This is a genomic window from Paucibacter sp. M5-1, assembly GCF_027498415.2.
Lineage (GTDB): Bacteria > Pseudomonadota > Gammaproteobacteria > Burkholderiales > Burkholderiaceae_C > Roseateles_E.
In genome coordinates, this window is sequence record NZ_JAPZLM020000001.1 from 2,096,737 (window position 1) to 2,115,178 (window position 18,442).

General features: G+C 67.7%; 17 protein-coding genes. 8 read left to right on the forward strand and 9 right to left on the reverse strand.

All coding sequences use genetic code 11. From position 1 onward, the window contains the following. Positions 1-12: 12 nt before the first annotated feature. Positions 13-1,290, reverse strand: a complete 1,278-nt coding sequence (gene urtA / locus O5M90_RS09755; RefSeq protein ID WP_269838711.1) for an urea ABC transporter substrate-binding protein — start codon at positions 1,288-1,290, stop codon at positions 13-15. A 126-nt stretch (positions 1,291-1,416) separates the two neighbouring features. On the opposite strand from urtA, the gene O5M90_RS09760 reads away from it, so the two are divergent. Next, positions 1,417-2,091, forward strand: coding sequence for a hypothetical protein (locus O5M90_RS09760; protein WP_269838710.1), 675 nt, complete (start codon positions 1,417-1,419; stop codon positions 2,089-2,091). A gap of 67 nt (positions 2,092-2,158) precedes the next feature. On the opposite strand, the gene O5M90_RS09765 is transcribed toward O5M90_RS09760, so the two are convergent. The 4 genes from O5M90_RS09765 to O5M90_RS09780 form a co-directional block, all read right to left on the reverse strand. Beyond that, positions 2,159-2,437, reverse strand: coding sequence for an HU family DNA-binding protein (locus O5M90_RS09765; RefSeq protein WP_137941041.1), 279 nt, complete (start codon positions 2,435-2,437; stop codon positions 2,159-2,161). An 85-nt stretch (positions 2,438-2,522) separates the two neighbouring features. Beyond that, on the reverse strand, positions 2,523-4,109 hold the full coding sequence (gene garD, locus O5M90_RS09770) for a galactarate dehydratase (RefSeq protein ID WP_269838709.1): 1,587 nt from the start codon (positions 4,107-4,109) through the stop codon (positions 2,523-2,525). 2 nt (positions 4,110-4,111) lie between these two features. Beyond that, on the reverse strand, positions 4,112-5,092 hold the full coding sequence (locus O5M90_RS09775; protein ID WP_269838708.1) for a Bug family tripartite tricarboxylate transporter substrate binding protein: 981 nt from the start codon (positions 5,090-5,092) through the stop codon (positions 4,112-4,114). A gap of 49 nt (positions 5,093-5,141) precedes the next feature. Next, positions 5,142-6,284, reverse strand: a complete 1,143-nt coding sequence (locus O5M90_RS09780) for an L-talarate/galactarate dehydratase (protein WP_269838707.1) — start codon at positions 6,282-6,284, stop codon at positions 5,142-5,144. 167 nt (positions 6,285-6,451) lie between these two features. Between O5M90_RS09780 and O5M90_RS09785 the strand changes: the two genes are divergently transcribed. Continuing rightward, a complete protein-coding gene (locus O5M90_RS09785; RefSeq protein ID WP_269838706.1) occupies positions 6,452-7,462 on the forward strand; it encodes a LacI family DNA-binding transcriptional regulator in 1,011 nt (336 codons plus the stop codon). A 15-nt stretch (positions 7,463-7,477) separates the two neighbouring features. On the opposite strand, the gene O5M90_RS09790 is transcribed toward O5M90_RS09785, so the two are convergent. Further along, entirely contained in the window at positions 7,478-8,728 is a 1,251-nt protein-coding gene (locus tag O5M90_RS09790; RefSeq protein WP_269838705.1) for a class I SAM-dependent methyltransferase, read from the reverse strand. A gap of 60 nt (positions 8,729-8,788) precedes the next feature. On the opposite strand from O5M90_RS09790, the gene O5M90_RS09795 reads away from it, so the two are divergent. After that, the gene (locus tag O5M90_RS09795) at positions 8,789-9,784 is read left to right on the forward strand and encodes a formylglycine-generating enzyme family protein (RefSeq protein WP_269838704.1); all 996 of its coding nucleotides are present in this window, start codon (positions 8,789-8,791) and stop codon (positions 9,782-9,784) included. Here O5M90_RS09795 and O5M90_RS09800 read toward each other — a convergent pair. Further along, entirely contained in the window at positions 9,781-10,449 is a 669-nt protein-coding gene (locus O5M90_RS09800; RefSeq protein ID WP_269838703.1) for a histidine phosphatase family protein, read from the reverse strand. The two genes, O5M90_RS09795 and O5M90_RS09800, sit on opposite strands and share 4 nt — an antisense overlap. Positions 10,450-10,584: 135 nt before the next feature. Between O5M90_RS09800 and O5M90_RS09805 the strand changes: the two genes are divergently transcribed. Both O5M90_RS09805 and O5M90_RS09810 read left to right on the forward strand, forming a co-directional pair. Then, positions 10,585-10,743 carry a hypothetical protein gene (locus O5M90_RS09805; RefSeq protein ID WP_171018102.1) on the forward strand — a complete coding sequence of 53 codons (159 nt, stop codon included), beginning with the start codon at positions 10,585-10,587 and terminating at the stop codon, positions 10,741-10,743. A gap of 188 nt (positions 10,744-10,931) precedes the next feature. Continuing rightward, positions 10,932-12,599 (forward strand): NAD(P)/FAD-dependent oxidoreductase, encoded by a 1,668-nt coding sequence (locus O5M90_RS09810; RefSeq protein WP_269838702.1) that lies wholly within the window; start codon positions 10,932-10,934, stop codon positions 12,597-12,599. Positions 12,600-12,608: 9 nt separating this feature from the next. Here the strand turns inward: O5M90_RS09810 and O5M90_RS09815 are convergent, their stop codons facing one another. Further along, the gene (locus O5M90_RS09815) at positions 12,609-13,673 is read right to left on the reverse strand and encodes a response regulator (protein WP_137941050.1); all 1,065 of its coding nucleotides are present in this window, start codon (positions 13,671-13,673) and stop codon (positions 12,609-12,611) included. Beyond that, positions 13,670-17,110 carry a hybrid sensor histidine kinase/response regulator gene (locus O5M90_RS09820; RefSeq protein WP_269838701.1) on the reverse strand — a complete coding sequence of 1,147 codons (3,441 nt, stop codon included), beginning with the start codon at positions 17,108-17,110 and terminating at the stop codon, positions 13,670-13,672. Before O5M90_RS09820 ends, O5M90_RS09815 begins: the two co-directional genes overlap by 4 nt. Positions 17,111-17,245: 135 nt before the next feature. Between O5M90_RS09820 and ureA the strand changes: the two genes are divergently transcribed. Genes ureA through O5M90_RS09835 form a run of 3 tightly spaced genes read left to right on the forward strand, consistent with a single transcriptional unit; the run spans position 17,246 to position 18,433 of the window. Then, positions 17,246-17,548, forward strand: a complete 303-nt coding sequence (ureA, locus tag O5M90_RS09825) for an urease subunit gamma (RefSeq protein WP_137941052.1) — start codon at positions 17,246-17,248, stop codon at positions 17,546-17,548. A 13-nt stretch (positions 17,549-17,561) separates the two neighbouring features. Next, the gene (locus O5M90_RS09830) at positions 17,562-18,125 is read left to right on the forward strand and encodes a HupE/UreJ family protein (RefSeq protein ID WP_269838700.1); all 564 of its coding nucleotides are present in this window, start codon (positions 17,562-17,564) and stop codon (positions 18,123-18,125) included. Then, a complete protein-coding gene (locus O5M90_RS09835; protein WP_269838699.1) occupies positions 18,122-18,433 on the forward strand; it encodes an urease subunit beta in 312 nt (103 codons plus the stop codon). Before O5M90_RS09830 ends, O5M90_RS09835 begins: the two co-directional genes overlap by 4 nt. Positions 18,434-18,442 lie beyond the last annotated feature (9 nt).

Genomic DNA, 18,442 nt, shown 5'->3' on the forward strand with positions numbered 1-18,442 from the left:
CGAGGGGCTGAATTACTTCGCTACCGGCTCGTCTTTCTTGCCCTTGTTTTCCGGGATGTAGGGGCTCCACGGCTGGGCCTTGACCGGGCCGGGCGTCTTCCAGACCACATTGAACTGGCCGTCGGCCTTCACTTCGCCGATGAAGACGGGCTTGTGCAGATGGTGGTTCTTCGGGTCCATCGTGCTGGTGAAGCCGCCCGGGGCCTTGAAGGTCTGGCCGGCCATCGCGGCGATGACCTTGTCGGTATCGGTGCTCTTGGCCTTGGTGACCGCCTGGGCCCACATATTGAAGCCGATATAGGTCGCCTCCATCGGGTCATTGGTCAGCGGCTTGTCCTTGTGGCCGGGGATGTTCTTGGCCTTGGCATAGGCGGCCCACTTCTTCGTGAACTCGGTGTTGGCCGGGTTCTTGATCGACATGAAATAGTTCCAGGCGGCCAGATGGCCCACCAGCGGCTTCGTGTCGACGCCGCGCAGCTCTTCCTCGCCGACCGAGAAGGCCACCACCGGCACATCGGTCGCCTTCAGGCCCTGATTGCCCAGCTCCTTGTAGAAAGGCACATTGGAGTCGCCGTTGATCGTCGATACCACGGCCGTCTTCTTGCCCTCGGCGCTGAACTTCTTGATCTTGGCGATGATGCCTTGGTAGTCGGAGTGACCGAAGGGGGTGTACTCCTCCATGATGTCGGCGTCGGCTACACCCTTGCTCTTCAGGAAGGCGCGCAGGATCTTGTTGGTGGTGCGGGGGTACACATAGTCGGTGCCCAGCAGCACGAAGCGCTTGGCCGAGCCGCCGTCCTTGCTCATCAGGTACTCGACGGCCGGGATGGCCTGCTGATTCGGCGCGGCGCCGGTGTAGAACACGTTCTTGCTCAGCTCCTCGCCCTCGTACTGCACCGGGTAGAACAGCAGGCCGTTGAGCTCCTCGAAGACCGGCAGCACCGACTTGCGCGACACCGAGGTCCAGCAGCCGAACACGGCGGCGACCTTGTCCTGCGAGATCAGCTGCTTGGCCTTTTCGGCGAACAGCGGCCAGTTCGACGCCGGGTCGACCACCACCGGCTCCAGCTTCTTGCCCAGGAGACCGCCCTTGGCATTGATCTCGTCGATGGCCATCAGCACGGTGTCCTTCAACACCGTCTCCGAGATCGCCATCGTGCCGGACAGGCTGTGCAGCACGCCGACCTTGATGGTGTCGGCTGCCATTGCTGAGGACACGGGCAGGCCCAGGCCGGCAATGCCCAAGGCCAGGGCGGACAGGTTCAGGGTGCGGCGCGATACAAGCTTCATGGCGGGGTCTCCAGGAGGGTGGTTGGGATCAGGCTTGGAACTGGACCCAGTCTCACGAGGCGGCGCCGGATCAGGAATACGCCATCTGGCGTAGTTGCTGGCGGCCGACGCGGTAGAGTTCCGCCGATGAACAGACTGCTCACCGAACTGCAGCGCCTCTATGCGCCGACGGCGCCCGACAACGCATCTGCCGAGGGCCAGGTGCGCGCGCTGCTGCTGGAGCTGGCCCGGCCGGCCGACTGGGATGCGCTGGGCGCCGTCTGGCGTGGCGTGCAAGCCGATCTGGAACTGCCCGCCCCTGCCATCGCCGTCAACGGGGTCGACGGCTACCAGCTCTGGTTCTCGCTCGCCGAGCCGGTGCCGACCGCGCAGGCCCTGGACTTTTTGGAGAGGCTGCGCCGGCGCTATCTGGGCGGGATCGCGGCACAGCGGCTGAGGCTGGAGACCGTGGCCCAGGAACTGCCGCCGCGCCAGCTGCCCAGCGGCCTGTGGTCGGCCCTGCTGGCCCCGGACCTGGCGCCGGTCTTTGCCGACGAGCCCTGGCTCGACACCGAGCCCGGCGCCGAGGGCCAGGCGGACCTGCTGTGCCGGCTCCAGCCGATCAAGAGCGCCGACTTTCGCGCCGCGCTGGAGCGGCTGGTGCCGGACACGCCCGCGCCAAGGGTCGACACCGCGTCGGCCGCCCCCGCCCCGTCGGCCGATGCCGGCCAGGACGCGCCGCGCCGCTTTCTGCTGGGCGTGATGAACGACGCCAGCGCCCCACTGCATCTGCGCATCGAGGCGGCCAAAGCACTGCTGTAGCGGCGATAAAAAAGGGCGCTCGTCGCGATGACGGCGCCCTTCCGATCAAGACCGAGGTCTTGATGCCTTACTTGCTGTTCACGGCGTCCTTGAGGGCCTTGCCGGCGGTGAACTTGGGCACCGTGGCGGCGGCGATTTCCAGCGCTTCGCCGGTGGCCGGGTTCTTGCCGGTGCGGGCGGCGCGCTCGCCGACCTTGAAGGTGCCGAAGCCGACCAGGGCCACGGAGTCGCCCGCAACCAGGGCTTCGGTGATCGTGCCCAGGGCGGCGTCCAGCATCGTGGTGGCGGCAGCACGGGTGACGCCGCTCTTGGTGGCGATGCTTTCGATCAGTTCACTTTTGTTCATCAGTTATCCAGTAGATACGGGGAAAGTCCCGGTGAAGGGGTAGCGATTATCGGTCCGCCGGCCGAACAGGGCTGAAACAAGGCGTTCAGGTCACCGGCGCCGGGTTGAAGAGCACCAGTTGGTTGTGCAGCCGCCACTGCTCGGCCCAGGTCTTCTTGCGGCCGCTGGCCACGTCCAGCATCAGGCGGAACATCTCCCAACCGACCTCTTCGATCGTGGCCTCGCCGTCGGCGATGCGGCCGGCGTTGATGTCCATCAGATCGTGCCAGCGCCGCGCCAGCTCGCTGCGCGTCGCCACCTTGATGACCGGGCATTCGGCCAGGCCGTAGGGCGTGCCGCGGCCGGTGGTGAAGACATGCAGGTTCATGCCGGCGGCCAGCTGCAGGGTGCCGCAGATGAAGTCGCTGGCGGGTGTGGCGGCGTAGACCAGGCCGGCGCGGATGCCGCGGTCGCTGAGCTTCTCGCCGGGCGAGAGCACGCCGCTGATCGGCGCGCTGCCGCTCTTGACGATGGAGCCCATGGCCTTCTCGACGATATTGGACAGGCCGCCCTTCTTGTTGCCGGGGGTGGTGTTGGCGCTGCGGTCGGCGCTGCCGCGCTTCAGGTAAGCGTCGTACCAGGCCATCTCGCGGATCATCGCCTCGGCGATCTCGGGGCTGGCGGCGCGCGAGGTCAGCTGATCGATGCCGTCGCGCACCTCGGTGGTCTCGGAGAACATCACGATGGCACCGGCGCGCACCAGCAGGTCGGTGCAGAAACCCACCGCCGGGTTGGCGGTGACGCCGCTGAAGGCATCGCTGCCGCCGCACTGCACGCCCACCACCAGGGCGCTGGCCGGCACGGTCTCGCGCCGACGCGCATCCAGGCGCTTCAGATGCTGCTCGGCGGTGCGCAGAATGGAGTCGATCATGCTCATGAAGCCGACATGGGCGCCGTCCTGCAAGCAGACGACATCGGCGCCAACACCCTCGCCCTTCGCTTGCTCCGTCGTGATCGCAAAGGTGCCCGGCGGCAACAGGCGCTCCGGCTGCAGCTTCTCGCAGCCCAGGCTGACCACCATCACCTCGTTGCCGAAATTCGGGTTCAAGGTGATATTGCGCAGCGTGCGGATCGGCACCACCGCATCCGGCGCGTCGATCGCGACGCCGCAGCCGTAGCCATGCTCCAGCGCCACCACGTCGTCGACGTTCGGGTACTTCGGCAGCAGCTCGCGCTTGATGCGCTCGACCGCGAAGTCCACCACGCCGGACACGCATTGCACGGTCTGCGTGATCGCCAGGATGTTGCGCGTACCGACCGAGCCGTCGGCATTGCGATAGCCCTCGAAGGTATGGCCCTGCAGCGGCGGCAGCACCTCGCGCTGCGCGGTGGCCGCATTGGCGATAGGCAGCCCCTCCAGCGAGCGCGCCTCGGGCATCTCCAGCAGGCGCTCGTGGATCCAGCTGCCGGCCGGCACGGCCTTGAGCATGCGGCCGATCACGACGTTGTAGCGCCGCACCGCCGCGCCGGCGGCCAGGTCCGTCAGCGCCACCTTGTGGCCCTGCGGCACCCGGTCCACCAGGGTCAGCCTGTCGGCGAAACACGCGCCGGCATCGAGCCCGCCCTCGTTGGCCACGATGGCGACGTTGTCGGCTTCGTGCATCTTGATGTAGAGCGGTGCGCTGGAAGCCATGGTCAGTCCGCGGTGATCTTGCCGGTCTCGATCACCTTCTTCCAGCGCGCGAACTCCGCGGCCTGGAAGGCGGTGAACTGCTCGGGCGTGTTGCCGACGATCTCGAAACCCAGCTCCAGCAGCTTGGGCTTGACGGCCGGGTCGTTCAGGCCGGCCACCAGTGCGTCGTGCAGCTTGCCCTTGATGTCGGCCGGGATACCCTTGGGCGCGGCAAAGGCCTGCCAGGAGTAGACGGTCACGCCCTTGTGGCCCAGCTCCTCCATCGTCGGCACGTCCGGCAGCAGCGGCGAGCGCTTGGCGCTGGTGATGGCCAGCGCGCGCAGCTTGCCGGCTTTGATATTGGAGAGGCCGGTGTTGATGTTCATGAAGCTGGCATCGACCTGGCCGCCCAGCAGGTCGGCCATCGCCGGCGCGCCGCCCTTGTAAGGGATATGGCTGGCTTGGGTGCCGGTCTCCTGCCAGAACAGCTCGGCGGTCAGGTGGTCCGAGGTGCCGTTGCCGGCCGAGGCGAAGCTCATCTTGCCCGGATTGGCCTTGATGAAGGCCAGCAGCTCGGCGAAGCTCTTGTGCGGCGAGGCGGCCGGCACGGCCAGCACGTTCGGCGCCTGCACCGCGATGGTCAGGTAGTCAAAGTCCTTCAGCGGGTCGTAGCCGACGTTCTTCAGCAGGTGCGGGCCGATCACGAAGGGACCCAGCGAGGAGACGAAGACGGTGTAGCCGTCCGGCGCGGCGCGCTTGGCCTGCGTGGCACCGACCGTGCCGCCGGCGCCGGCCTTGTTGTCGACGATGAAGCTGCCGCCGAGCTTTTCCTGCAGCTTCGGGCCCAGCGTGCGGGCGATCATGTCGGTGGAGCCGCCCGGCGGGAAGGGCACCAGCAGCGTGACCTGCTGCTTGGCGGGCCAGGCCTGGGCGATGGCGCCGCCGACGGCCAGCAGGCCCAGCGCCAGGGCGGCAATGACCGTCTTGCTCGATGTGTTCTTCATGGCTTGTCTCCGTTGTTGTCTAGGGGGAATCACTGTGGGGATGGGTTCGTCAGGGCCGCTGGCCCAGCTCGCATTGCTCGCGCGTCCAGCTGCGCGCCTGCTCGCTCAGTGAGAGGCCCAGGCCCGGCCGCGTCGGCACCTGCATGCGGCCGTTCTTGATCTCCAGCCGCTCGTTGAACAGCGGCTCCAGCCAGTCGAAATGCTCGACCCAGGGCTCGGTCGGATAGGCCGCCGCGAGGTGCACATGCAGCTCCATCGCGAAATGCGGCGCCAGCATCACCCCGGCCTGCTCGGCCTGCGCGGCGATCTTCAGGAAGGGCGTGATGCCGCCGACGCGCGGCGCGTCGGGCATCAGGTAGTCGGCAGCGCGGTGGCGTATCAGCTCGCCATGCTCCATCGCGCTGGTCAGCATCTCGCCGGTGGCGATCGGCGTGTCGAAGGCGGCGGCCAGCGCGGCATGGCCCTCGTGGTCGTAGGCGTCCAGCGGCTCCTCGATCCAGACCAGGCCATAGGGCTCGAACTGGCGGCACATGCGCTGCGCGGTCGTGCGGTCCCATTGCTGGTTGGCGTCCACCATCAGCGCGACGCCATCACCGAGGTGCTTGCGCACCGCCTCGACGCGCCGGATGTCCAGCGCGCTATCCGGCTGGCCCACCTTCAGCTTGATCCCGCCGATGCCGCGCGCGACCGAGGCCTCGGCGTTCACCAGCAGCTGCTCCAGCGGCGTGTGCAGGAAGCCGCCCGAGGTGTTGTAGCAGGCCACCGAGTCGCGGTAGGCCCCCAGCAGCTTGGACAGGGGCAGCCCGGCGCGGCGCGCCTTCAGGTCGTACAGCGCGACGTCGAAGGCGCCGATGGCCTGGGTCGACAGGCCGCTGCGGCCCACCGAGGCGCCGGCCCAGCAGAGCTTGTTCCAGAGCCTGGCGATGTCGCTCGGGTCCTCGCCGAGCAGGGCCGGCGCAATCTCCTTGGCGTGGGCGAACTGGCCGGGGCCGCCGGCGCGCTTGGCGTAGCTCAGGCCCAGGCCCTGCTGGCCGTCGGCGGTGACGATCTCGGCAAACAGCATCGCGATCTCGGTCATCGGCTTCTGCCGACCTGTCAGCACTTTCGCATCGCTGATGGGCGTGGCCAGCGGCAGATAGCAGGAGGAGAGGCGGATCCAGGCGATCCGGTCGGCACTGGTGGCTTGGCTCATGTGAACGCTATCAGCTGAATGGGGCGAGCACTGGCCAAGCCAGCAACTACAGGCCCACTTTGTCATCTTGTCTCGTTGCAACTAATGATATCGATATCATTTGCATTCCGTCAAACACCCCGCCGCAAAGCCCGGACAATCCCGCCCACCGCCACGAACCCGCCCGCATGCCGCCCGCTTCCCGTCCCAAGTCCGTCACCTTGCAAGATGTCGCCCGCAGCGCCGGGGTCTCGCCGATGACTGCCTCGCGCGCGCTCAGCAGCCCGGAGCTGGTGTCACAGGGCACGATAGAGAAGGTGCGGGCGGCGGTCGAGGCCACCGGCTACATCCCCAATCTGCTGGCCGGCGGGCTCAAATCCAAGCGCAGCATGACGGTGGCGGCCCTGGTGCCGGTGATCTCGGTGCCGCAGTTCCTGCCCACCATTCAGACGCTGACGGAAGAACTGGACCGGGCCGGCTACCAGCTGATCCTGGGCCAGACCGGCTACGACCATGGGCGCGAGGCGGCACTGCTGAACACCATGGTGGGCCGGCGCGTCGACGGCATCGTCGCCGCCGGCCTGCTGCAGCCGGGCGATGCGGCCAAACGGCTGGCCCGGCTGGGCATTCCCGTGGTCGAGACCTGGGACATGACGGACCGGCCGCTGGATACGCTGGTGGGCTTCTCGCACCTCAAGGTCGGCAGCGCGGTGGCGGGCTATTTCCTCAGCAAGGGCTGGCAGCGGGTGGGCCTGGCGACGGCCGACGACCAGCGCGCCGGCCTGCGGCGCGAGGGCTTTGTCTCGACCCTGGGCCGCGAGATCCCCACCGCCACCGTCAAGCCGCCCACCGGTGTGCCGCATGGGCGGCGTGCGCTGACCGAGCTGCTGCACATCGATCCGCAGCTCCGCGCCGTCTTCTGCAGCTCGGACGGGCTGGCCGAGGGCGTGCTCACCGAAGCGCAGGCGCGCGGCATCCGCGTGCCCGAAGACCTGGCGGTGTTCGGCTTCGGCGGCGCCGACTTCTCGGCCCATTTGAATCCCTCGCTGAGCACGGTGCATATCGACGGCGCCGCCATCGGCCTGCATGCGGCCCAGCTGATCATTGCGCGCTGCCGCGGCGAGACCGTTGATCAGCGCATCATCGATGTGGGCTTTCGCATCATCGAGCGCGCCTCGACCAGCAGCCCGCCGCGTTGAAGACCGTCGCCGCGCTCAGACCGGGCAAGCCAGCGCCGCGTCGTCCTGGATCAGGGTTTCCAGGCACTGCTCCCGCAGCCCATAGAAACGCTTGACCTCGGCGATCTGGGCCAGCAGCTCGGGCCGGCGCTTCTCGGCCGCAGCCAGCGCCGCGCCCGACTTCTTGACGGCCAGAATCATCTTGTTCTTGCTGGTGTGCTCCAGCGCGATGAACTCGAAGACCTGGGTCTCATAACCCTGGGCCTCCAGCAGCAGCGCGCGCAAGCTGTCGGTCACCATCTCGGCCTCCTGGCCCAGATGGATGCCGTGCTGCAGCAGCGGGCGCAGCACCGGCGGCGTCTGCATCTGCGGGCGCAGCTGCTTGTGGCAGCAGGGTGAGCACATGATGATGGCAGCGCCGGCCCGCAGCCCGAGATGGATCGCGTAGTCGGTGGCGATGTCGCAGGCATGCAGCGCGATCATCACGTCCAGCCGGGCCGGGGTGTAGGAGCGCACATCGCCCTGATCGAACTTCAGCCCGTCCAAGCCGTGACTGGCCGCCGCCATGCCGCAGAGTTTGACCATATCGTCGCGCAGCTCGACGCCGGTGACCTGGGGCTGCTTGCCCTGGCTGGCCAGCCAGTCGTGCATCGCAAAGGTCAGATAGCCCTTGCCCGAGCCGAAATCGGCCACATGGACATCGGGGCTGTCGGCCAAGGGGCTGCTCTTCAGCGCGGCGCTCATCACCTCGATGAATTTGTTGATCTGCTTCCATTTGCGCGACATCGCCGGCACCAGCTGGCGCTCGCCTTTGACTTCGTGGGTGACACCGAGGTCCACCCAGAAGGGCTTGTCGAGCTCGAGATAGCGCTGCTTTTCCTTGTCGTGGCCGGCCGATGCCACCTCGGCGGTGGTGTCCACCTTGCCGACCCGCAGGCTGGGCTTGCCCTTGCGGCTGAAGGCCAGCTGGATCTCCTGGCCCTGGGTCAGCAGATGGGCGTTCTGGAACTGGCTGCCCAGCAGGCCGGCGATCAGATCCAGGCCCTCGTTCATGTCATGGTTCTTCGTGATGTCCTTGGTCCGGTGGCGCCATAGAAAGGACAGCTGACGCTCGCCGCGCAGCAGCAGCTCGCGCACCGTCAGACGCTCGAGCGTCTCGTCGTCACCGCTGTACTTGCTCAGCAGCAGCTTGACGAAGCGGCCCTCGACCAGGGCCGTCTTCAGCAGCACGGCGAAGCGCTGCGCGGCATCGACGGCCGGTGGCGGGGTGATCAGGTCGGTAAACATCGAGGAGCCACGAGCGGAAAGCCCGATTGTCCGTCATCAAGCCCACGCTAGCATCGGCGCATGAAAGCCTACAGCCTCGTCGCAACTCTGCTGGTACTGCTGCTGCCGCTGGCGGCGGCCGCACAGCCGGCCATCGAACGCAACAGCCTGGGCATGGCTTTCGTCAGGCTGCCGGCCGGCGAATTCCTGATGGGCAGCGAGGAAAACCCCGCCATGCTGGCGCAGGCCTACCCCGCCCTGCCCCGCGAGCGTTTCGACATGCTGCGGGACGAGGGCCCCATTCACCCGGTGCGCATCAGCAAGCCCTTCTGGATGGGCCAGCACGAGCTTACAGTCGGCCAGTTCCGCCGCTTCGTCGAAGCCTCGGGCTACCGACCCGAATCGGAGGCCGATGGCACCGGCGGCTATGGCTGGCGCGCCGACTACGACCCGGCGAGCAGCCAGCGCGGCGATGCCTTCGAGGGGCGTGACCGTCGCTACTCCTGGCGCAATCCCGGCTTTGCCCAGAACGACGATCACCCGGTCACCAATGTCACCTGGAACGACGCGCAGGCGCTGGCGGCCTGGCTCACCAAGACCGAGGGCCGGCGCTACCGCTTGCCCACCGAGGCCGAATGGGAGTACGCCTGCCGAGCCGGCACCCGCACCCGCTACTCATCGGGCGACGATCCGCAAAGCCTCTTGAAGGCCGCCAACACCTTCGACGCCGACAGCGCCAGGCACTGGCCGCGCTGGCAAGACATGGCCCTGAAGGGCAGCGACGGTTTTCCTTTCACCGCCCCGGTCGGCAGCTTTGCGCCGAACGCCTGGGGGCTTCATGACATGCACGGCAATGTCTGGGAGTGGGTGGCGGATTGGCATGAGGACGACTACTACGCGCGCTCGCCGCTGGTGGACCCGCAAGGTCCGGACAAACCGGCCGACGGCGGAGTCAAGGTGCGGCGCGGCGGTTCCTGGCACACCTGGGCCTTCTATGCCCGCGCGTCCTACCGCAACTGGAACGCGCCCGACACCCGCTACACCCTGGTCGGCATCCGCCTCGTCAAAGAGGACTAGGCGTAGCTCGCCAACTCGCGGTACTCCGGCGAGTCCAGATGCGGCAGATTGTTGAAGCTCTGCAGCAGGTGGCGCTTGGGGTTGAAGCTGAACTCGCTCACCGCGCTGTTGCGGATGCGCAGGTTCAGCTCGATGCTGGTCTCGGCGCTGGTGCCCAGCACCTGGCCCACGGCCGTCGCGATCGGCCCGCCGCTGGAGACGATCAGCACCTCGCCCTCGCAGTGCTGCCGCACATGCGCCAGCGCGCCCGCCACGCCGGCCGCGAAGTCCGCATAGCTGGGCATGCCCGCAGGCCGGGTCTCGCCGCGCATCCAGGCCTGCAGGCCACTACGCAGCAGCCGGAAGTGGTGGCGCACCATCTCGGCGTCGACCGGCCTGGGCAGCGGTTCGGGATGGATCGCGTGGATCACCGCCTCGCTGTCGTACTCGTTCAGGCCGGGCCAGATCAGGGGCTCGGGCGCCGCGCCCAGGCCCTCGGCGATGGCCGCGAAGGACTGTGCATGGCGTTTCAGCGAGCCGGTCAGCACCGTGTCGAAGCGCTGGCCGCGTGCGCGCCAGTACTCGCCCAGCAACCGGCACTGGCGCGTACCGAGCTCGCTCAGCTGGTCATAGTCGGCGGCGCCGAAACTGGCCTGGCCGTGGCGCACGAGATATAGCGTTCCCATGCGCCACATCATCGGCTGGCAGCCGGATTCGGGCTGTCGCCCGGGCGACCTGCGGCCTTCGGTTAAAATGCCGGGCTTGATTCGTCTTGGCGCGCCCTTTCGGCCCCCGCCAGTCTTTTTTCCAACGGAGCCATCATGGGCAACAAGATCAAAACCGAAGCCGATCGTCGCGCCACCCCGCGTCCCGCCGGCCTGACCGCTTTCACCCACGGCCGTGGCCAGAAGTCCAGCCTGGAGCGTGGTTCGCACACCCGCAGCAAGAAGAATCCGGGCAAGCGCCCGCACAGCGGCTGACCCCTCGCCCAGGGGTACCTGGTCGGTCCCCCGAGGGGACGCCGATCATTGCCGGGTTTGCCCGCCAATGACATCGGCTCAAGTCAAGCTTGGGGCGGCCCGGCGCTTGACTTGAGGCCAAGACCGAATACACAGGCTCGGCTTCATGCCGGGCCTGTTTCGCTTTGACTCTTGCTTGATCGCTCAACATGATCCGCATCACCGAACTCCGTCTGCCGCTCAACCATGCCGAGCATGAGTTGCGCCCCGCCATCGTTGCCCGTTTGGGGCTGGACGACAGCCAGCTGCTGAACTTCACGGTCTTCAAGCGCAGCTACGACGCGCGCAAGAAGACGGCCATCGTGCTGATTTACACGCTGGACTGCGAGCTCGCCGATGAGGCCGGTGTTTTGGCCCGCTTCGCTGGCGACGCCCACATCAGGCCGACGCCGGATACCGGCTACCACTTCGTCGGCCAGGCGCCGGTGGACTTCTTCACCGCCGAGCGCAAGCGGCCGGTGGTGATCGGCTTCGGCCCCTGCGGCATCTTCGCCGCGCTGATACTGGCCCAGATGGGGCTGCGACCCATCGTGCTGGAGCGCGGCAAGTCGGTACGCGAGCGCACCAAGGACACCTGGGGCCTGTGGCGCGAGAGCCAGCTGCACCCCGAGTCGAATGTGCAGTTCGGCGAGGGCGGCGCCGGCACCTTCTCCGACGGCAAGCTGTGGAGCCAGATCTCGGACCCGCGCTTTCTGACCCGCAAGGTGCTGAGCGAGTTCGTCAAGGCCGGCGCGCCCGAAGAAATCCTCTATGTGAGCAAGCCGCATATCGGCACCTTCCGGCTGGTGTCGATGGTGATCAAGATGCGCGCCGAGATCGAGGCGCTGGGCGGCGAAATCCGCTTCGAGCAGAAGGTCACGGATGTGCTGATCGAGGATGGTCCCGATGGCAAACACATCCGGGGATTGACACTGGAGTCCGGCGAGCAGCTCGCCACCGACCACGTGGTGCTCGCGCTGGGCCATAGCGCGCGCGACAGCTTCACGATGCTGCACCAGCGCGGCGTCTTCATGGAAGCCAAGCCCTTCTCTATCGGTTACCGCATCGAGCATCCGCAAAGCCTGATCGACGCGGCCCGCTTCGGCCCCAATGCCGGCAACGAGATCCTCGGCGCGGCCGACTACAAGCTGGTGCACCACGCCAAGAACGGCCGCTCGGTCTACAGCTTCTGCATGTGCCCCGGCGGCACCGTGGTGGCGGCGACCTCGGAGCCGAACCGTGTCGTCACCAACGGCATGAGCCAGTACTCGCGCAACGAGCGCAATGCCAATGCCGGCATCGTCGTCGGCATCTCGCCGCAGGACTACCGGCAGGACGGCAAGAGCGAAGGCCCGGTCAGCCCGCTGGACGGCATGGCCTTCCAGCGCATCTGGGAGAGCCGCGCCTATGAGCTGGGCGAAGGCGGCTACAGAGCGCCCGGCGCCCTGGTCGGCGACTTCATCAAGCGTCAGCGCAGCAAGGTGCTGGGCAGCGTCGAACCCTCCTACAAGCCCGGCGTCACCTTGACCGATCTGCAGCAGAAGAGCTTCGGCAGCCTGCCCGACTACTGCCTGGACGCGATCCGCGAGGCCCTGCCGGCCTTCGAGCGCCAGATCAAGGGCTTCAGCATGGCCGACGCGGTGCTGACCGGCGTCGAGACCCGCACCTCCTCGCCGCTGCGCATCACCCGCGGCCGCGACTACCAGAGCCTCAACGTCAAGGGCCTGTACCCCGCCGGCGAAGGCGCCGGCTATGCCGGTGGCATCATGTCGGCCGGCGTCGACGGCATCGAGGTGGCAGAAGCGCTGGGGCGCAGCCTGCTGGGCCGGACTGACTGAGGGCGCCCCTCAGCGCCCCGCCTCCAGCCCCCGGACCCGCCCCATCGCCATCGCCGCCGCTGCGGTGCGGGTCTCGACGCCCAGCTTCTCGAACACATGCTCCAGGTGCTTTTGCACCGTGCGCGGGCTGGAGCCGAGGATGTCGCCGATGTCCTGGTTGGTCTTGCCCTTGACCACCCAGTACAGCACCTCGGCCTCGCGCGCGGTCAGCTTGAAGCCGTGGATCAGGCCGTCCATCAGCGCCGCGTCATCGGCCTCGCGCATCACGATCAGCCACTGGCCCTCGCCCAGCGCATCGGGGTCGACCGCATGCAAGGTGAAGGACAGGCGCTTGGCGCCGCGCGTGGCCAGCGCCGCGCCGGTAGCAGGCGGGGCATCGGCGCGCGGCTGCGGCAGCACGGTCAGCACCGAGGGCTCGGCGCCGGCACGGCGGCGCAGCGATTCGCGGTGCAGCCAGACCAGCACCTCGGGCGGCAAGCGGCCGCGCTCGAAATGGCCGCCGCTAAAGTAGTCGGCCATCAGCGAGCGCGCCAGCGCGGTCTGCCAGACGCAGCGGCCATCGGCCTCGTGCACCGCCATGCTGGCGTGGCCGAAGGCGTCCAGCGCATTGCGGGCCTGGCGCTGGGCACGGGCGCTGCGTAGATGGGCGGCGATGCGGGCCAGCACCTCGCGCGGGCGGATGGGTTTGGTCACATAGTCGACGCCGCCGGCCGCGAACGCGGCCTCGACATGCTCGGTGTCGGACAGGCCGGTCATGAAGATGATGGGCGCGGCAGCGGTGGCCGGGTCGGCCTTGAGTCGGCGCGCCACCTCGAAACCGTCCAGCCCCGGCATCATCGCGTCCAACACCACGACATCAGGCGGCATCAGCGCGGCGCTCTCCAGCGCCGCCGCGCCGCTGAAGGCCACCAGCACCGTGTAGCCGGACTCGTCCAGCGCGTCGTGCAGCAGGGCCAGGTTGTCGGGCACGTCGTCGACGATCAGTACCCGCTCGGCATGGCTGGCGACCGGCGGGCTGCTGGGCAAGGCCGCATCGATCTCTTCGTGAGGCGTGGGGAGGGTGGAGGCATTCATGCTGGGTCCTCAGCCTGCAAGGCGCGTGCCACCAGCCGGCTCATCGCCTGCAGCTCGAACTGGCGCGCCATCGCGCGCAGCTGGGTGACGAAATCACTGCAAGACTGATCCTCGCCGGCGATCCGGTCAAGCTGCTGATGGATGCCCTTGACATGGCCCTGGCTGAGCTGCTGCTGCAGGCGCTGCAAGGCCTCGCGCGAGGGCAGCTTCAGCGGCGCCTTGTTCGCGTCAGCCGCTTGGACCGGATCGCGCAGCCGCCAGTCCAGGCCCAGCCGCCGACCCAGCCAGTCCAGCAGGTCATCCACCCGCACCGGCTTGACGATGAAGTCCCGCTCGCTGACACCCAGGCCGTTATCCAGGCCCCGATCAAAGGCATTGGCCGAGATGATGACGGCCGGTGCCTCGCTCAGGCCGCGCACACGGATCTCGGCCAGGGTCTGCCAGCCGTCCAGGCCCGGCATCGCCAGGTCCAGCAGCAAGGCCTCGGGCCGCCAGCCGGGGATCAGCGCCATGGCCTCGATGCCGCTGGCCGCCATCCGCAGCTCGAAACCCAGCGGCTCCAGGATGGCGCGCAAGAGATTGCGGTCGGCCTCCTCGTTGTCGACCACCAGCAGACGCCGCGCCGGCCCCTGGAAGCCGATGCGCGCCGCGCGCCGCGCCTGCGCCGCCATCGCGCCGGCATGCAGGCTGGGCAGGAACAGGCGCAGCTCGAAGCGCGTCCCGTGTTTTCCTGTGACTCCCGGCGTGCTCGCCACCTTCAGCTCGCCGCCCATCAGATCGGTCAGCATCTTCGCGATGGTCAGCCCCAGGCCGGTGCCTGACCCCGAACCCACGGCGGCCGCACCGCGCTCGAAGGGCTCGAACACCCGCTCCAACTCCTCGGCACTCATGCCGGGGCCGCTGTCCTCGATCTCGAAGCGCGCCATCTCGCGGGCGTAGTGCAGTCGCAGGGTCACCTGTCCCAATGGCGTAAATTTGATGGCGTTGCCGAGAATGTTGATCAGGATCTGCTGCACCCGCTTGCCGTCGGCGCGCACCCAGTCCGGCAGGCTGGATGGCGGGGTGTAGACAAAGTCCAGACCCTTGGCGGCGGCCTGCAGCGACAGCAGATGAACCAGATCATTGATGGCCTGGCCGAAAGCCCAGGGCCCGGGCTCCAGCTTGAAGCGGCCCGCCTCGATGCGGGCCAAGTCCAGGCTGCCCTCAATCAGCGACAGCAGGTGCTCGCCGCCGCGCCGTATTACCGTGATGGCCTGCTTGCGGTGGGCGGGCATGCGCTCGTCCTCGTCGAGGATCTGCGCATAGCCGAGGATGGAGTTCAGCGGCGTGCGCAGCTCGTGGCTGATATTGGTGATGTAGCGGGTCTTGGCCTCGTTGGCAGCGTCGGCCTGGACCTTGGCCTGCTGCAGCTGCGCGTCGGTCTGGCGGTGCGACTCGATCTCGGCATGCAAGGCCTGGCTCTGGCGGCGCGATTCCTCCTGCGCGACCTGGCGGCTCTTGTGCGTCAGCACCAGCCACCAGCCGATCACGCCGGACAGCAGCAAGAGGGCCACCAGGGCCTTCGCATAGGACGCCCGCAGATGGGGTGCCATCTGTTCGGCCGCCGCGCCCAGCCGCCCCAGCTCATGCTGGTAAAGCAGGCCGAACAGCAGCAAGAGCACCGGCAGCACCAGGGCCATCAGGCCCAGATACTGGGTCAGGCCGCTGTCCAGCAGGGGCCAGACCTTGCGCGGCAGCAGCTGCTGCAAGAGCGCACGGGCCTGTGTCGCCAAGCGGGCGTCTGGCTTGCAAAGGTCATCGCAGCGGGCGTCCAGCGAGCAGCACAGCGAGCAGATCGGGCCCTGATAGGCGGGGCAGTGCGCCATGTCCGGCCCCTCGTAGGCGCGCTCGCAGATCACGCAGTGCTGCAGGCGTTTGTAGGCACCGCCCTCCCCGCCCTCCTTGCTCTGGCGTGCAATGTAGTAACGCCCGCCGGTGGCCCAGGCGATCAGCGGCGAGCAGACCATGGCCGTCACCAGCGCGATCAGCGCCGAAAAGGCCTGGGCCATAGTCCCGAACAGGCCCAGATGGGCGGCGATGGACAGCAGCGAGGCCATCGCCATCGCGCCGACGCCGACCGGATTGATGTCATAGAGATGGGCGCGCTTGAACTCGATGCCCGGTGGCGACAGCCCCAGCGGCTTGTTGATCACCAGATCGGCCACCACGGTCATGATCCAGGCAATCGCGATATTGGCGTACAGGCCCAGCACCCGGTCCAGCGCCTGGAACAGCTCCATCTCCATCAGGATCAGCGCGATCAAGGTGTTGAACACCACCCAGACCACGCGGCCCGGGTGGCTGTGCGTCAGCCGGGCGAAGAAATTACTCCAGGCCAAGGAGCCCGCATAGGCATTCGTCACATTGATCTTCAGCTGCGAGACGATCACCAGCAAGGCCGTGGCCGCCACCGCCAGTCCGGGCCGGCTGAACACCGTGTCGTAGGCCACCAGATACATCTGGTTCGGGTCCACCGCCCGCTCGGTCGGCACCATCAGCCGCATCGCCAGATAGGCCAGGAGCGCGCCGCCCAGCATCTTGGCCACACCCAGCACCACCCAGCCCGGGCCGCCGACAAAGACCGCCGCCCACCAGCGCCAGCGCCTCTTCGGATTCGCATCGGGCTCGGGCATGAAGCGCAGATAGTCGGCCTGCTCGCCCATCTGCGTGATCAACGCGATGCCCACCGTCATCGCCGCGCCGAACAGCGGCAGGCTGAACTCACCGCCCCGCCCGTCGGCGCCGGCATAGCTTTGCAGCTGGCCGGGCAGCTCCGGATAGCGGATGAAGACATAGACATAGGGGACGATCAGCAGGACAAGCCACAGCGGCTGGGTCCAGACCTGCAGCCGCGCGATCGCGGTCACGCCGTGCGTCACCAAGGGCAGCACCACCAGCGCGCAGATCAGATAGCCCCAGGCCGGCGGGATGTCGAAGGCCAGCTCCAGCGCATAGGCCATGATGGCCGCCTCCAGCGCAAAGAAGATAAAGGTGAAGCTGGCGTAGATCAGGCTGGTCAGCGTCGAGCCGATATAGCCGAAGCCGGCACCCCGGGTCAGCAGGTCCATGTCCACGCCGTAGCGGGCCGCATAGACGCTGATCGGCCAGCCGGCCAAGAGAATGATCAGCCCGGTGGCCAGGATGGCCCAGAAGGCATTGGCAAAACCGTACTCCACCAGCAGGGTCGCCCCGACCGCCTCCAGCACCAGAAAGGAGGCCGCGCCAAAAGCCGTGTTCGCCACCCGGGTGCCGGACCAGCGCCGGAAGCTGTGCGGTGTGAAGCGCAGCGCGTAGTCCTCCAAGGTCTCGCTGGCCACCCAGGCGTTGTAGTCACGACGTATCTTGATGACGCGCTGGACGGGTTCGGCGGTCTGGACGGAGGGCGGCGCGACGGGCATGCCAGTCCCTTATCAAGACCCATGCCCAGTGCCGCGTCCTGGCATAGCTCCTGCAACAGCATCCCCCATGGAACTCACACCGAGTGTTCAGCCGCAGGCTGCTCGGGCTGACTAACAAGGATCGAGCGTAGCGAGATGGAACTCACTCCCAGAGAGAAAGACAAGCTGCTGATCTTCACCGCCGCACTGCTGGCCGAGCGCCGCAAGGCCCGTGGCCTGAAGCTCAACTACCCCGAGGCGGTGGCCCTGATCAGCGCCGCCATCATGGAAGGCGCGCGCGACGGCAAGAGCGTTGCCGAGTTGATGAGCGAGGGCAAGACCGTGCTGGCGCGCACCGATGTGATGGACGGCATCGCCGAGATGATTCCCGAGATCCAGATCGAGGCCACCTTCCCCGACGGCACCAAATTGGTGACCGTGCACCAACCCATTGCCTGAACGACGCACCAAGATGAATAGCAAGCAAGTCCTGACCCTCACCGCCGGCCTCGCCCTCAGCGGCCTGGCCTTCGCCCATGTGGGCCATCACGATATCGGCCACCACGGCTTCGCCGAGGGCTTCAGCCACCCCTTCACCGGCCTGGACCATCTGGCCGCGATGCTGGCCGTTGGCATCTGGAGCGCCGGCACGCCGCGCCGCCAGTGGTTGGCGCCGCTGGTTTTTACCCTGATGCTGCTGGCCGGTGCGCTGCTGGCGCAGAGCGGCCTGCACGTCCCGGCCATCGAGCCGATGATCGCCGGCTCCTTGCTGGTGGTCGGTGCCTTGCTGATGTCGCCGCAACAGCTGCCGGTCGCTGCGGCCGCCTTGGCGATGGGCGGCTTCGCGCTCTTTCATGGTGCGGCCCATGGCCAGGAGCTGAGCGGCACGGGCGCGCTGGCCGGCATGGTGCTGGGCACGGCCCTGCTGCACGGCCTGGGTATTGGGCTGGGCCTGGCGCTGCGCAAGGGCTCGCTGTGGCTGCCGCGCCTGTCGGGCGCTGCGGTGGCGCTGTTCGGCATGGGGCTTTTGACATGAGCCCGGGCGAGTTGCTGATTGACGATGAAAACGCCGTCCATGTTCTCAACCCTGGCCGGCGCACGCTGGCCCTGGTGGTGGAGAACGCCGGCGACCGGCCGATCCAGGTCGGCTCGCACTACCACTTTGCCGAGACCAATGCCGCGCTGCGCTTCGACCGCACGGCCGCGCGCGGCATGCGGCTGAACATCGCCTCCGGTACCGCCGTGCGCTTCGAGCCCGGCCAGCAGCGCAGCGTCGAGCTGGTCGACTATGCCGGTGACCGTCAGGTCTGGGGCTTTCGCGGTCTGGTCCAGGGGGCGCTGTGAACACGCTGA

Excerpts from the sequence above, each read along its gene's own strand:
- urtA (WP_269838711.1), bottom strand. The coding sequence starts at position 1,290 with ATGAAGCTTGTATCGCGCCGCACCCTGAACCTGTCCGCCCTGGCCTTG.
- O5M90_RS09760 (WP_269838710.1), top strand. The coding sequence starts at position 1,417 with ATGAACAGACTGCTCACCGAACTGCAGCGCCTCTATGCGCCGACGGCG.
- O5M90_RS09765 (WP_137941041.1), bottom strand. The coding sequence starts at position 2,437 with ATGAACAAAAGTGAACTGATCGAAAGCATCGCCACCAAGAGCGGCGTC.
- garD (WP_269838709.1), bottom strand. The coding sequence starts at position 4,109 with ATGGCTTCCAGCGCACCGCTCTACATCAAGATGCACGAAGCCGACAAC.
- O5M90_RS09775 (WP_269838708.1), bottom strand. The coding sequence starts at position 5,092 with ATGAAGAACACATCGAGCAAGACGGTCATTGCCGCCCTGGCGCTGGGC.
- O5M90_RS09780 (WP_269838707.1), bottom strand. The coding sequence starts at position 6,284 with ATGAGCCAAGCCACCAGTGCCGACCGGATCGCCTGGATCCGCCTCTCC.
- O5M90_RS09785 (WP_269838706.1), top strand. The coding sequence starts at position 6,452 with ATGCCGCCCGCTTCCCGTCCCAAGTCCGTCACCTTGCAAGATGTCGCC.
- O5M90_RS09790 (WP_269838705.1), bottom strand. The coding sequence starts at position 8,728 with ATGTTTACCGACCTGATCACCCCGCCACCGGCCGTCGATGCCGCGCAG.
- O5M90_RS09795 (WP_269838704.1), top strand. The coding sequence starts at position 8,789 with ATGAAAGCCTACAGCCTCGTCGCAACTCTGCTGGTACTGCTGCTGCCG.
- O5M90_RS09800 (WP_269838703.1), bottom strand. The coding sequence starts at position 10,449 with ATGGGAACGCTATATCTCGTGCGCCACGGCCAGGCCAGTTTCGGCGCC.
- O5M90_RS09805 (WP_171018102.1), top strand. The coding sequence starts at position 10,585 with ATGGGCAACAAGATCAAAACCGAAGCCGATCGTCGCGCCACCCCGCGT.
- O5M90_RS09810 (WP_269838702.1), top strand. The coding sequence starts at position 10,932 with ATGATCCGCATCACCGAACTCCGTCTGCCGCTCAACCATGCCGAGCAT.
- O5M90_RS09815 (WP_137941050.1), bottom strand. The coding sequence starts at position 13,673 with ATGAATGCCTCCACCCTCCCCACGCCTCACGAAGAGATCGATGCGGCC.
- O5M90_RS09820 (WP_269838701.1), bottom strand. The coding sequence starts at position 17,110 with ATGCCCGTCGCGCCGCCCTCCGTCCAGACCGCCGAACCCGTCCAGCGC.
- ureA (WP_137941052.1), top strand. The coding sequence starts at position 17,246 with ATGGAACTCACTCCCAGAGAGAAAGACAAGCTGCTGATCTTCACCGCC.
- O5M90_RS09830 (WP_269838700.1), top strand. The coding sequence starts at position 17,562 with ATGAATAGCAAGCAAGTCCTGACCCTCACCGCCGGCCTCGCCCTCAGC.
- O5M90_RS09835 (WP_269838699.1), top strand. The coding sequence starts at position 18,122 with ATGAGCCCGGGCGAGTTGCTGATTGACGATGAAAACGCCGTCCATGTT.